This window comes from Lelliottia jeotgali (genome assembly GCF_016771845.1).
Taxonomy (GTDB): Bacteria; Pseudomonadota; Gammaproteobacteria; order Enterobacterales; family Enterobacteriaceae; genus Enterobacter; species Enterobacter jeotgali.
This window is the reverse complement of record NZ_JAENMQ010000007.1, coordinates 54,372-67,849: the sequence shown is the minus strand read 5'-3', so window position 1 is coordinate 67,849 and position 13,478 is coordinate 54,372. Positions and strand designations below refer to the sequence as shown.

At 46.9% G+C, this 13,478-nt stretch carries 8 protein-coding genes and 2 pseudogenes; all 10 read left to right on the top strand.

Annotation, left to right across the window (positions count from 1 at the left end; translation table 11 throughout):
* Nucleotides 1-58: 58 nt before the first annotated feature.
* The 10 genes and pseudogenes from JBO43_RS14305 (at nucleotide 59) to JBO43_RS23100 (ending at nucleotide 13,261) form a co-directional block, all read left to right on the top strand.
* A complete protein-coding gene (locus JBO43_RS14305) occupies nucleotides 59-1,489 on the top strand; it encodes a site-specific integrase (protein WP_202668801.1) in 1,431 nt (476 codons plus the stop codon).
* Nucleotide 1,490: 1 nt separating this feature from the next.
* Nucleotides 1,491-3,248 (top strand): hypothetical protein, encoded by a 1,758-nt coding sequence (locus JBO43_RS14300; protein WP_202668800.1) that lies wholly within the window; start codon nucleotides 1,491-1,493, stop codon nucleotides 3,246-3,248.
* A gap of 11 nt (nucleotides 3,249-3,259) precedes the next feature.
* A complete protein-coding gene (locus JBO43_RS14295; RefSeq protein WP_202668799.1) occupies nucleotides 3,260-5,287 on the top strand; it encodes a hypothetical protein in 2,028 nt (675 codons plus the stop codon).
* A complete protein-coding gene (locus tag JBO43_RS14290) occupies nucleotides 5,284-5,811 on the top strand; it encodes a hypothetical protein (RefSeq protein ID WP_202668798.1) in 528 nt (175 codons plus the stop codon). Before JBO43_RS14295 ends, JBO43_RS14290 begins: the two co-directional genes overlap by 4 nt.
* A 2,872-nt stretch (nucleotides 5,812-8,683) precedes the next feature.
* Nucleotides 8,684-9,037: a hypothetical protein gene (locus JBO43_RS14285; RefSeq protein ID WP_202668797.1), complete on the top strand. Its 354-nt coding sequence runs from the start codon at nucleotides 8,684-8,686 to the stop codon at nucleotides 9,035-9,037.
* A gap of 158 nt (nucleotides 9,038-9,195) precedes the next feature.
* Nucleotides 9,196-9,609 carry an IS66-like element accessory protein TnpA gene (gene tnpA, locus JBO43_RS14280; RefSeq protein WP_202668796.1) on the top strand — a complete coding sequence of 138 codons (414 nt, stop codon included), beginning with the start codon at nucleotides 9,196-9,198 and terminating at the stop codon, nucleotides 9,607-9,609.
* Nucleotides 9,606-9,956 carry an IS66 family insertion sequence element accessory protein TnpB gene (gene tnpB, locus JBO43_RS14275; protein ID WP_202668795.1) on the top strand — a complete coding sequence of 117 codons (351 nt, stop codon included), beginning with the start codon at nucleotides 9,606-9,608 and terminating at the stop codon, nucleotides 9,954-9,956. The genes tnpA and tnpB overlap by 4 nt, the downstream gene beginning before the upstream one ends.
* Nucleotides 9,957-9,986: 30 nt before the next feature.
* A pseudogene (gene tnpC, locus JBO43_RS14270) lies at nucleotides 9,987-11,106 on the top strand (IS66 family transposase).
* A gap of 807 nt (nucleotides 11,107-11,913) precedes the next feature.
* A pseudogene (locus JBO43_RS14265) lies at nucleotides 11,914-12,644 on the top strand (type VI secretion system contractile sheath domain-containing protein); the annotation flags it as partial.
* Between the two features lie 494 nt (nucleotides 12,645-13,138).
* Nucleotides 13,139-13,261: a hypothetical protein gene (locus tag JBO43_RS23100; protein WP_269154282.1), complete on the top strand. Its 123-nt coding sequence runs from the start codon at nucleotides 13,139-13,141 to the stop codon at nucleotides 13,259-13,261.
* Nucleotides 13,262-13,478 lie beyond the last annotated feature (217 nt).

Genomic DNA, 13,478 nt, shown 5'->3' with positions numbered 1-13,478 from the left:
TTCGAGTAATACTGCAAAGCATCCTACACTCAAAGTGAACTAGCGATGGGAGGATACTATGTCTGTACGTTATTTAAACGTCGGAGATATTTTTATTGAGGCAACACCAGCCTTTAGCCTGTCTAAAGATGGTGAGCTCATAACATCCTGGAGCCAAGATGGCATACATCTAAAAAATATGTACCTCCTCTTTGATTCACAAGATCGCCCAATTAATGCTGCCAATGAGTATTTAATTCATTGTAAAGCAGTTGATAAGCACCAAGATCTCTCATGCATTGCCAAAGCGTTAACGCTGTTTTTTTCCTTTTTAGAAAGGGAGCAACTTTCCTGGAACGATATGCCCAGGGCAAGCCACATGCGACCTCTCTATCGGTTCCGTGATTATCTTCAGGCTCAGCATGATGAAGTTGATCCACAGAGCGGTAAACGACGACTCGCAAGCTCGACTGCAAAGAGTTATAGGGGAGCAGTTGCCGGCATGTATGTCTACTGGATGGGGTATGGTGATGTGTTTCAACGACCACCATGCCAGTTCAGTGAGATTAATATTGCTGATGAGCGGATGCTGGGACATGTAAATCGTTATATAAAGGTTCGAACAACTGACCTAAAAATTACAGCACGTGACAAAATAAAAAAATCCCGACTCCCGAATCATTTGCGCCCTTTGCTGAAAGAACAACGGCCTGAGTTACAATCTTTGCTAGGCGTTCTTAAAAAAGGGAGAAGCTATACTAAAATAAATGATAAATATATTCCAAAGACTATTGCTCCTGAAACTCGAATAGCCATATATCTTGCTTTATATACAGGAATGCGAAGGATGGAGGTGCTTACGTTTAGCAGCACTCTGATTCAGCCAATCTCTGTCGATGAAAACACAATTACCTTAATGATTGGACCAGGTAATCGTTGCCATACTAAACGTAGCGAGTCAGGTGAAATTAAAATACCGGTCTGGTTGATGAGACAGTTATACGCTTATAAGCAAAGCACACGATACAGAAAACGATTGTCAAAATACCTCCAGTTAACCCCGGATTCCTTAGCCCGTCAGCATCCACCATTATTATTGAATAACCGGGGATATCCATACAACGAAAACTCACTCAATGCCCGCTGGGGCGAAATCCGCAATGCTATTCGCATCGACTATAATATGCCCACATTTTCGCATAAATTTCATAATCTTCGTTCAACCTATGCTACGTACCTGACAATTGCTTTAATGAAACTTACTTATCCCTGTAGTCATCCACGGAATCCAGGTGAACCCGTCATGACCAGAGACCAGGTTGAGTCAGAAGTTCAAGCTCGTTTACGTCATTCATCTCCTCAGACAACCTCACTCTACGTTAAATTTTGGGAAGATAACTACCTGGCGAGACAATCTGATCGTATCTACCAGGAGGGTCTGGATCGGATATACGGAGATGACAACACCATTGGTGTATGGAGTAATTTGCATTCCCCTCATAGAGGCTAAGATGAAGAAATCAACCTCACTAACGTTACAATCTTCCCCCCACAATCATTCCGGTTCGTCAGGTGATGATGATTTAATTATTTCTGTAGCGCACCATGCATGCAAAGACAATACATGTAGGCCGATTTACGTCTTTCGTTTACTTTATGACGGTGTTCCAAGAGCTGGGGCTGTCAACAATGCAAACAAACATAACGAACGTTTACCTCTGGTGTTACGTATTTACGAATGGCTGGCAGCCAGGACCCATATACTAAGCGGAAGCACCATATTCACCGATTTTAATATGGTTGTATTTTTTTTCCGCTACTGTGACACAACCCTGCGTCTGGCAGAGTTGACCGAGTCAGCCGTCAGTTCTTACGCACAACATATAAGCAACCTGGTGCATAATAATGCTAAATCTCATGCAAACATTCGTGGAATGAGCGAGAGATTTTCAGCATTCCTGTTCTGGGCCGGGTACGATGCACTGGCTAACCTGATGCCAAAAGTTGCCCGCCACAATGTGATGGTAAAGAAGACGCAGGCTTACTCTGATGAAGAACAAATTGGTGTTTCACGTGACCTGTTCAGAGTATTTAATGTGCTCGCCAGTCGACTAAAAAAAGGTGAACCAATAACCTGTCCTTTTGACCAGCCAAAAACAAACTGGGATATTTCCACTTATAACAGCACCCTCTGGTTTAATAAACTCACAATAACTGCGTTGTTTCTTACCGCTAATTTCACCGGAGATAATAATACACCGCTAAGAAAATTACGTCGGAGAGACGTTACAGAGCGGGAGTTCCATTTCGATAAAACAATTAATCTCTATCGAATGGTTAGTAAAAAGGACCGGCAGGGAGGGCAAGAAAACACATGGGATATGGGATTCACCCGGCGAGGAAAGGATTTTTTTAGTATTTATCTGAGCTGCCTTGAGTATTTCAATCTTCCGGAAGAGGCTTACCTTTTCCCTCGCTTTGACAACGACCAGTACGATGGATTTATCTGTTCAGCAGATATAACCAGCTACATTAACTGGTTCATGGCTCGCGCTCCCCACCAGATAAGACCAGTAATCGGTCGCTTCCGGCAAAGTAAGAGCGACGGGCTGATGACGGATACAAATTCCGTAGCTATCGTTGCTGAGGGTCTTAACAACCTTAAAGAGACTGCTGCAAGGCACTATATGAATGGCAATCCGCATAATAATAGAAATCGACTGGGTAGTGCCGCCGAGGCGCTTGAGCTCACTGCCCGTGGTGTCAGCATTGATGAGGCTAGAAAAGTTGTTGAGGCAAAATATGGAAAACCTTTACGGGCAATGGAAATCATTGCCAATGGAGATGTGGAGCCAGCCTCGACCAAAATGGGAACCCGATGCAGACAACCTTTTGGAGATAAAGCACAAAGTCTGAAACGTGAACTGGTCGCCAGCGGCCTGCTGGGCAAGGAGGAATCGATTGCGTGTTTCAAATTTCTTGATTGCTTTGGGTGTGAGTTTCAGGCCCTGGTCGCGGAAGTAGACGATATCTGGTGCATGCTGAGCTTCCGTGAAAGTCTTACCGAAAGTCTTCAACGACCGGCCATTAACCACCATCTTCCCGTTGCACGGATTAATGATGTCATGGGAAAAATCCAGATTATGCTAGCAGAAGTTGAGCGAGACTATCCTGATGTATATGCAAAAGCCGTCGGTAAATTAAACCTCAAGGCTCATCCTCTCTGGGATGATGAGAACGCAGTGGCAGACCTGTACGATATCTGGTAAGGAGTCTGATAATGCAGGCGCGATTCAAACCAGGAAAAAATAATCCAGGTATAACAGCCCCAGAATGGGTGGAACTAGATCGCAATGCCTCGTTTCCTTTAAACGAAGTTATTGTGAGTTACGATGTTGATAACCAGCCTCTTAGCTACTTTTTTGACGATATCTGGGACTTCAGAGCTTATGTTCACACCCGCTCGGGTAACAGCCAGGCTAGCGCCCTCTGGAACTGGACAAGGGTTCCCGAAGCGTTTCGCAATTCTGTCAGGCACCTAATGTATATTCATCTGTTTGAAAAGCGACGAACGTCCAGCGAAGGTATTGCCGGTGTGTCAAGGAGATTCAGTGCCTGGGCAGGACTTTCACAACTTTGTATCCGGTGTGGAATACCAGAGATGTCAGCGCTTACGCTACCGCATATGCAACAAAAGTTAATGGAGGAAATCAGTACCCGAAAACTGGCAGGCGGAAGAGTCGTACACCTCCTTGCCTCGTTAGCACTGGCACACCGCTATGGTTTTATTAATTTCCCTTATACAAACATAGCATTGCTTGCGGATAAACTCGCTGACAAGGGCAAAACATCACAACAAACACTCGCCATCCCACAACCTGTGGCAGTACAAATTTATTCTCATGCAATACATCGTATAGAAAAATGGCACCGTTCACGCCAGGAACTGGCCTCACTTTTTAGTCACTATCTGACGCTACGGGAACAACACAAACCAAAGGCACTAAAGAATATATTAATCAGTCGCAGGCCTTTTCTGATGGCTCTGGCGAAAGAAGCTAATTATATCTATGCACCTACTGATACTCTCACCGTCCTCTATAACGATATTCTGGCAGCCTGCGGTACTGTAATTGGTGCTGTCAGCGGTATGCGCTACGGCGAATGGTTTGAGCTTGATGCGGGTTCTTACCAGGAACAAACACATAAAGGTATCACTCACAGTCTTCTGGCAGGAAAAACCAGCAAGCTCAATCAGGGCTCACCGCTCCGCCACGCCTGGGTTACAGCCCCGGTCGCAAAAACAGCAATCAACTTACTGGCGGCAATAACGGAACCACGCAGAGCCCAACTCAAAATGCAAGCTACTACGTTGAGTGAGGCCGGGCGATACAACGCGGCGAACAAAATGATTGAACATGGGCAATCTCTTTTCCTGGCCCTGGGAGTCAGAGGAAAAAAAATTGTTGTGACAAAATCAAGTATGAAGAATGCGCTGGACAGGCTCGTGGCAACAGCGCCGGCAAAGGATGGTTCGAAGGGGGCCTACCTCAGGAAGGAACACTTAGCCGAGTTTAAGGCATTAAACAGCCAGTGGAACACTAGCAGTATCCCTCTTGACAGTCTTTGGCCAATCGCAACGCATCAGTTCAGGCGCACATTTGCAGTTTTTCTATTACGCAATAATTTTGGTTCTTTCTTACAGGTGAAGCAGCAGTTTGCCCACACGAACATCAGCATGTCCGTATGGTACGGACATAATGCTGACGTTGCCAGAAAATTTGATATGGAACAGGACCCCGAAATTCAGGCCGAGCTAGCTGAAATGAATATGTTGCTAATGACTGATATTGCAGAAAGAATTTATCTTACAGACGAACCTGTTTCAGGTAGGGCAGGAACTCAGATCCGGGAGCAAATAGCCCAGGGCAATATCATTTTTCATAGCCGGCAGGAAATCACTGCGGCTATCCGTAAAGGTGAATTAACCATAGTGGATAACGGGCATAGCCTGTGCCTTAATCCCCGTTGTGAACGACTGGATTGTACTATAGACCCTCTTATCAATCCGGTACTATGCAGCCATGATGTCATTATGACTCAGCATGCCTTGTTGCGAGCTGATTTGCGCGAACGACTTATCAGACGCCACAAGCAGGCACTCAATCAACATCTGAATCAACCCAATTTGCTCGCTAAAACACTGGTCGGGATCCGTGCCTGTGAAAAAATTATGTCAGACCATGACATCGACTTCGAAACGTATACTCCGGCAAACAGCATTAATATTCAGTGGAGTGAAAAATGAATAAAAAATTATGTAAAACAGAAATCCAGTTGCAGCTCTTTGAAGAGGCACTTGCGCGCCTGCTCAGAAACGAAGGTAAGTATGTTACACCCGGAAAAAAACTATCCATGGCCAGGCTGGCGAAAGAGGCTGCAGTAGGAAGTGGAACACTTTATTACAAACCCTACTCAGAATTTCGGATACGTGCCGCTGAATCCATATCCCGGTACAATTCAGGGACAACTCAGGTCAGAGCCACTAACACTAGTAATCATGAAATGCTAGAATCATTGCGAAATGAGCGGGACAATGAAAGAAGACTAAAAATACAGTATCGGAAATCCTGCCGTGAATTGAAAGCGCAGCGTCAACGTCTTTGTGCTGAACGTGGAGCGACTGAGCATGCTTTATATCAGGCAATGTTACGCATTGCTGAGTTAGAACAGAAATTTGAAAAAATAACGGGTATACACCCCGATAATTACGTAACCGGAAGTTCCAGCAATATAGCATTTTTACCGCGCGACCTCCAGAAAGTGAAGTAGATATATGGCTTTATGCGTAGTCACATTCGACCTGGCGACAGCTTACAAATGTTTGACCATCAACAGCTGGCTGCATTAGCGCTGAGGTAAAGAGGCTCATCTGGAAGATTGCTCACTGCAATAAATGGATATTATAAAAACCAGTAAGTGTACAGCGAGACTCGCAACTATTCACACCTTAGGTAGCAATTCCCCACACGATTAGTATTTCGTTTATTCACCGAAAATTAAGCCAGAAAAAGATACACACAGGTTGGTTGTTTTTTGCTCCGCATCTATTCGCCCAACCGATGAAATTACTTTGTCGTATCTTTGATCATCATGACCACTGCTTTTAGCTCTGTGTTGCTGAATGCAATTTCTAACGGGGTGTAGGTGTTTTCCGACCTAACATCATCAGGGAAAAAATATTATCTAACTCAACAAGTAGTAACGACATAAAAATTCACTCAACCGGTCACTGAGCATGAAATAGAGATTTATGCTTCCGTGAGTTATGAAGGTGTTATATTTTTCATCGGTAATTGTATTATCAAGCTTCGTAAAAATTGTCCACAGGCAGATCATTCAATCATTTCCATGAATATCGAGGTGCTCCGGGAGGAATCTTCTGTCGCGTAAATGCGGCAAGCTATGGATAGGGATACTGCTTTGCCTTACCAGCCGGACTGTGTAATATGAGTGAATTGCATCTGACATTAAGCATTATTCGCGCATACCTTCATGGTATTGATCTGCCAAGTGGTATGGTTACCTGTAAATCCCACAGCGTCATGGTGATCCCGGCAGTAATAGATGATCTACGTTTCGCACGAATACATGATCGATAAGATCAGCATGCGCTGCAAAATGTACAGCGTACAGCGCGAACTGGAGTTGTTCGCCTGTGGTGAGTCTGGATGAAAGACCATGCTTCATCAGGTATGGTCTCTGCAAGTCATGGCCAAGTATTATTTACAAACAATAAGTTAAAATTAATAAAATAATTAAAGGACACTGCCTAATATTTTTAATTCTGGTCTCAACGATGGAAATTACGGGGTGTAGCAACAACTCATTCATGCAGCACTGGCAATTATGCCAACCCGCGTTAAATAATGACAGGCCGCTCATCTTATGTCTCACTAAAATTATGCAAATGCATATTACTGAACTAATAAATTTAAAAAAATTTTTCAAAACCCTCTTTCTGGAATATTTTACACATCAGGAACAACCACACCCTGCAAACATTTTAAATGTAAGTCGCGATTTTATTCTCTGGCTTTATGCTGCAGCACTAGTTCAAGACTCACTTTTTATTTAACATCCCAAAAGGAATATTCTCGACCTGCACTACTGTGTATAGATTTTATTGGTGCCATTATCATAAACATTCAAATCAATGATAGCATCTATATTATTTTAACTACCCAGGAAGTTGCACTGGTGATTCAGTGTAATTTAAATGAACTGCTGTAGAAAAAAATAACATAATGGAACTCTGGAATGCCACTCAGACTGTGACTGGTGATATGTTGCAGATTCAGACATTCGTTAGAGCCTTTAATATCTTGAAGGCGCCCTTACCGTGGTTATTGCTGGAGAGTAAGTAATTCTGGCAGCTGAGCTCAATGCCTCGCAGAAGCAGCTCCGTGATGTTGGCATCATAGTCAGCCTGGTCATGGCAGGCGATAGCGAGTGAACGTCTCTACAGCATCTTTGATCAAGTTGGTGGACGCAGTAACGCGCTAGTGTATGGAATGTCAGGAACATGCAGGCTGAGCAGTATCGCTCAGGAAGCTTACTTTCGCGATAACCTGAGCGTTCTGCCGGATTGGTCTTCCAATATAGTAACTCAGCTAATGCCATGTGACGTTGCTGCCTCAAATAGATAGCCGTCAATTACTGCGTTCACTGCACGCTTACATTAGGCGTGTGCAGAGATGTATCGTAACCAGTGCAAGAAAAGAACAATTTTTTTAGTAAAAAAATGTATAAGGAGAGCACCAATGAAATTACTTAACAATGTCCAGACTATCTAATCACTTTTGCTGCACTCAAACAAGATAACACGCTGGTAACATGGGGGGATCATGAGAATGGTGGTGACAGCAGTGCTGTGGGCGGTAACTAATATATTATTGCGAGTAGAATCTTACGGCGTGGGGTAAATTCGTAAGGATGGTGAGAGTCATCGGCTTATCCGGTAAGGGAATGGTTTAAAGACATTCTCTTAAAAAGGGCCAACCGATGGCTGCCAACAGAATGACATTCAGCCCCCTGAAATTTGAATAGTCTCCCCAAAAAGTTTGATACCCAACTGAGTAAGGTTGAGCTTCATGAAGCATTTATTAGAGCTAAAACTTGCTGTAGTCATGCAGTACGCGAAAGGGAGTTGTCGCGGGGGTGGTGGACCACCGCTGCCTGCTTCAATGTTGAAATTACATAGGTAAAGAAATGGATCAGTGCTTACCTTAAGCGTAAACCCAGGGCTGTATGAAGCTATTAAGCCAGTACAGGTAACGTCGACGTCTATCTGAGCAGGCGGACATCTTAGTATAGAAGCCAATCCTGGCGAAGAGAAACTCGTAAAAATTACCCCAATGACTTCAAGCTTCGTATGGCCGAACTTGCTCCTCGTCCTGGAGCCTGCGTTGCTCTGATGGTCTGTGAAGATGGCATCACTGATAATGCCATCTTCAAATGGCTCAGGTTCTGAGCAGGATGACGGTCCTTTATCAGGCCGCCTTCTGGCAACAGTCCAGGGACATTTCTCAGCCTTGAATGCCACCTCCTGTTGTGTTGAATTCTGATACGGCAATATGACGCTTGAGAACACGTCGCCAGAGTTGCGAGCCTTGTTGTACAGCGACCTGAACGGTAGAAGCCAATGATTATCCCTCATGTCATGCACCCGTGTCTGACTACTGGCGTCACGGATACCGGACTCGATGAGCAACGGGCCGTGCTTACGGTAAACCTGTCTGAAATTCCGTGCGCGTACCAGATGGACAGTCGTGGGCAATATGCACCTCCGCCACCGGTACGCGTCGATGTCCTCCACCCTTTTTCTCTGCTTTCGCTGTCAGAGCAATGCCCTGTAGCAGTACCGGTCAGTCGCCTTGCCGACTATCTGGACGCTGCCGCGAAGGACATTGAGAGCGGTTTGAACGCTGGCGCCCGGATTGAGCGCGGCTGCGGCTATCGCTTCAGACTGACGCCCGCTCAACTGCCAGAACACTAACACCTGGTCATTTTCGTCGTACTGGTGTTCCGGTACGAAAACATTGAGGTCACCTGTCACAATGCGAATTTCGGTAAGCGTAAACCCAGCGCCGTATGTAGCCATTAAGCCAGTGCTGGTAACTTAGACGCCCACCTGTTACAGACGGACATCTAAGTATGGAAACCCAATCCTGGCGAAAAGAACCCCGTAAGAATTATTCTAATGAATTCAAGCTACGTATGGTCGAACTTGCATCCCGTCCCGGTGCCTGTGTTGCTCAGATTGCCCGTGAAAACGGCATCAATGATAACGTCATCTTTAAATGGCTACGGCTCTGGCAGGATGAAGGCCGCATATCACGTCGCCTCCCGGCAACGGTCGAATCTTCATCATCACCGATGATGCTGCCTGTCGAAGTGATACCTGATCCAGCGCCAACAGGTGAGGCGAATACTGATCCGGGTCAGTTCTCAGCGCTGAGCGCCTCCTCCTGTTGCGTCGAATTCCGCCACGGCAAAATGACGCTTGAGAACCCGTCACCAGAGTTGCTGGTAGTGCTGCTCCGCGAGCTGACCGGGAGAAGACAATGATATCGCTCCCGTCAGGCACCCGTATCTGGCTGGTTGCTGGCGTCACGGATATGCGCAAATCGTTCAATGGGCTGGGCGAGATGGTACAGCATGCACTTGATGAAAATCCGTTCTCCGGGCACATGTTTATCTTCCGTGGCCGTAAAGGCGATACAGTGAAGATACTCTGGGCGGATGCGGATGGCCTGTGCCTGTTTACCAAACGTCTGGAAGAAGGCAAGTTTATCTGGGCTGCGGTACGCGACGGCAAAATCGCCATTACCCGCTCACAGCTCGCCATGCACCTCGATAAGCTGGACTGGCGCCAGCCAAAAACTGCACGCCTTAACTCACTGACGATGTTGTAAAAAGATCATGACCGCATTATAAATGGGGTCATGAGTCAGGGCTATCTCGCCCGTATCGCCGCGCTGGAAGATGCGCTTCGCCAGAAAGACAGCCAGCTCAGTCTCGTTACCGAGACTAAGTCGTTCCTGCGTTCAGCGCTGGCCCGTGCAGAAGAGAAAATAGAGAACGAAGAGCGCGAAATAGAGCATCTGCGGGCGCAGATAGAAAAACTGCGACGAATGTTGTTCGGTTCCCGCTCTGAAAAACTGCGCCGGCAGGTTGAAGAAGCCGAAGCTCTGTTGAAACAGCAGGAGCAGCAAAGCGCTCGCAATAACGGACGGGAAGACGATCCTCAGGTCCATCGCCAGCTTCGCCAGTCCCGCCATCGTCGCCCTTCCACGTGAGATACACCGACTGGAGCCTGTGGAAACCAGCTGTCCGGAATGCGGCAACGGTATGGAGTACCTCAGCGAAGTCAGCGCGGAGCAGCTGGAACTGGTCTCCAGCGCCCTGAAAGTGATCCGCACGGTCAGAGTGAAAAAGGCCTGCGTCAGATGAGACTGTATCGTTGAAGCCCCTGCACAATCACGCCCCATCGATCGGGGGATCGCCGTGCCTGCTGGGCTCACGCGCGCAGAAAAATCCACGACGTCTATATAAGTACTCAAACGGCCACAGCGGAGGAGGCCCTGAAACGTATAGGTGAACTGTACGCAATCGAAGAAACCATACGCGGCCTCCCGGCAACAGAGCGGCTGGCAGCCAGGCAGACCCATAGCAAGCCGCTGCTGGCATCGCTGCATGAGTGGCTGACAGAAAAAAGCGCGACGCTGTCGAAAAAATCCCGGCTGGGCGAGGTGTTCGCTTATGCCACTGAACCAGTGGGATGCCCTGTGCTACTACTGCGATGACGGTCTTGCGGAAGCTGATAACAATGCCGCAGAACGCGCGCTACGAGCGGTCTGTCTTGGGAAAAAGAATTTTATCTTCTTCGGCAGCGATCACGGAGGCGAGCGAGGAGCACTCCTGTATGGTCTTATCGGGACATCCAGGCTCAATGGCGTCGATCCGGAAGCCTGCCTCAGATATATCCTGAGCGTGCAGCCGGAGTGGCCTTCGAACAAAGTGGCTGAACTTCTGCCATGGAACGTGGATCTCACCACTAAATAGCCGTCAATACGGCGCTTACTGCTCGCTTACGGCTTTGACCGTTGCACCACATCTCATCTTAGCTGATGTGATTCTCAAGCCGGAGAGCAGGAAGCCGAGACGCTTTGCAATCCCAACAGGCTCGGATCGTGCAGCAGTACTTAACCGCGTTGGGCTTTTCAGCCAGCATCTGTCGCTGACAGCGGGTTCGTTCCTTCTTGTGCTGAGCTCTATTTTAAAGACTGCCCTGAATCGAATAAATCGAAGGAGATATATACAACTTAAAAAATAATACCTTTTCGCAAAAAACAACAGTCACTTTTATAAGAACTCATGCGTAATAAGGGGAGGGGGTAAGAGTAGTGCCCTGAACTGCACGCGGATATACTGTGAAAATATTGCTTGCGAATCTGATATATCACGTTCTCCTGTATCACTTCAGTCTGCATTCGACGGTTACAGATTATTTTTATTGCTGAAAGACAAGAGCGACTCTTTTTCAGAGCGAAAGACCTGTAAACCATATGTAAATCTGAAGTTTAATTTGCAACAGGCGGAACGTCTAAAAATACTGAACTGTGCTTAAAACGTCTCGTTGGAGACAGCAGTGAAGAAAATATTCACTGCTCGCCATCCGCAATATGAAGGTTTTTTGATCAGAGTGGGGAGCCCGTCAAATTTCTCAACTGAAAGCACTGACTGCTATGCACAACTTGAAGATTGGTTTGGTGGACAACGCCGTGTGCCGCCTCTTGCGTGGTTACCACTACCTCGTGGCACTGAAACAGTCATCAAGCCTGCAACACATAACAGACTAAAAAAGGGAGCATGCTTATGTCTGTACTGAATGAAACAATTCCCGGTGGCGAATTCGTTGTCTGGCAAACCATTCCGGTGACGGGACGTGCTTCCTTGTTTGAAAAAGTCAGCCTTAGCCCGCTGGATATCAGGCAGGATAACCAGAGGATGTCGGATGTGACCACCGCAGAATGTTTAACTGCCGGGGAGCAGCTCTCTCTGGAACGCCTGACCAAATCAGGCTCAAAAGTTGAGAAACTGGACCGTAACCTTATCAACCATCATAGCGTGGCGCTGGACTTCCTGACGGTGGAAGGTCTGTGGCGTGCCCTGCAATCACGGGTCGACAAAACCTATGCTCGCCAGAACGTCAAGGTTGAATTGCAGGACATATCCAAACACGGTCTACACCTGGAGAATGCGCTGGATATTATTCGAAGCGGATTATACCAGCACGCATCTACAACAGAATACCCTTCTCCAGGCGGAGAACCGATTGCAGCGCTGATTTTTCCACTTGCGAGTTTGATGCATCCGCGCAGGATGTCTCGCTGCTGCACAGCATATCTAAAGTCTCTGCAGTAGCTCATATGATGTTTATTGTTTCCGCAGGCATGAAGCGTTACCTCAAGGATTCGATGAAAGATGAGACTGCTATTAAAGATACAGGAGGCTGCATTGACGACGCCGATAATATCAAGTGCGAACCTTTCCGGGAGACGGACAATTCACGCTGTATCGGTCTGGTGATGACGCGTGTATGGAACGGTTACAAGGACGGCCACACCCCTCACTCTGATTTCTGGAACAAACCCACCACAGCGTAAGTTACAAGTGGGCAGGATTTTTCCGCCCGCTATTCTTTTTTGCTGAACGTCTGCGATGGCAGGCGTTCAGCAAAAAACACACAAACGCTCAGCCTGACCGTGTGCGCTCTGGTCTCCTTAAGGAAAAACAGCGAGGGGCGGTAGCGTGCCCAAAAGTCATAAAGAAAATGCAAATTGCAGCCCCGTTAAGTCGTTTTAATCCTTGCTGTACCATGCTCTTATTAGCCCTGGCAGCTGAATCGACTGGATTTGGGGGCGTTGCATACAGATTACTACAGGATGACTGCAGCACTTCCATAAAGGACGCCGGGAGAAATAGTCGGACTTACCCAAACACTCTGCCTGGTGCAGCTCATCAGCCTGATTAAGAGGGTACATACTGGGGGCTGAACCGGATAAAGCTCAGTCTGTGTATGGCGTGTTTTGTCATGATAAAGATGTTTGAGCACGAGCAAGATGAGGAAGAGGGAATGACAGCGACCTTTGCCCTGGTGCCTGACGTCGTTCACCTGTATCGCACGGCACTACATTCTGCAGATAACAGCCGCTGACACTGGGGCATTTTCAGCTTTTCTCTCCCGGCTTAATCGCAGGCCGACAGTCTCTGCAGTTTCACCACCAACATGGTACTGGAGGAAATAAAAAATACTACCCGGCGGTCACTAAATTTTGAAGCGTGCAACTCAGCGCTAAAAATTAGTCTGGCGAGTCGCTAGTTTCATTACCTATATCTCCTAAATATAGTGATGTATTTTCCTGTACTCGACC

Bases quoted from the DNA above. Each gene is read 5' to 3' on its own strand.
- tnpA (WP_202668796.1), top strand. From the start codon at position 9,196: ATGGAAACCCAATCCTGGCGAAAAGAACCCCGTAAGAATTATTCTAAT.
- JBO43_RS23100 (WP_269154282.1), top strand. From the start codon at position 13,139: ATGATAAAGATGTTTGAGCACGAGCAAGATGAGGAAGAGGGAATGACA.
- tnpB (WP_202668795.1), top strand. From the start codon at position 9,606: ATGATATCGCTCCCGTCAGGCACCCGTATCTGGCTGGTTGCTGGCGTC.
- JBO43_RS14305 (WP_202668801.1), top strand. From the start codon at position 59: ATGTCTGTACGTTATTTAAACGTCGGAGATATTTTTATTGAGGCAACA.
- JBO43_RS14285 (WP_202668797.1), top strand. From the start codon at position 8,684: ATGATTATCCCTCATGTCATGCACCCGTGTCTGACTACTGGCGTCACG.
- JBO43_RS14290 (WP_202668798.1), top strand. From the start codon at position 5,284: ATGAATAAAAAATTATGTAAAACAGAAATCCAGTTGCAGCTCTTTGAA.
- JBO43_RS14300 (WP_202668800.1), top strand. From the start codon at position 1,491: ATGAAGAAATCAACCTCACTAACGTTACAATCTTCCCCCCACAATCAT.
- JBO43_RS14295 (WP_202668799.1), top strand. From the start codon at position 3,260: ATGCAGGCGCGATTCAAACCAGGAAAAAATAATCCAGGTATAACAGCC.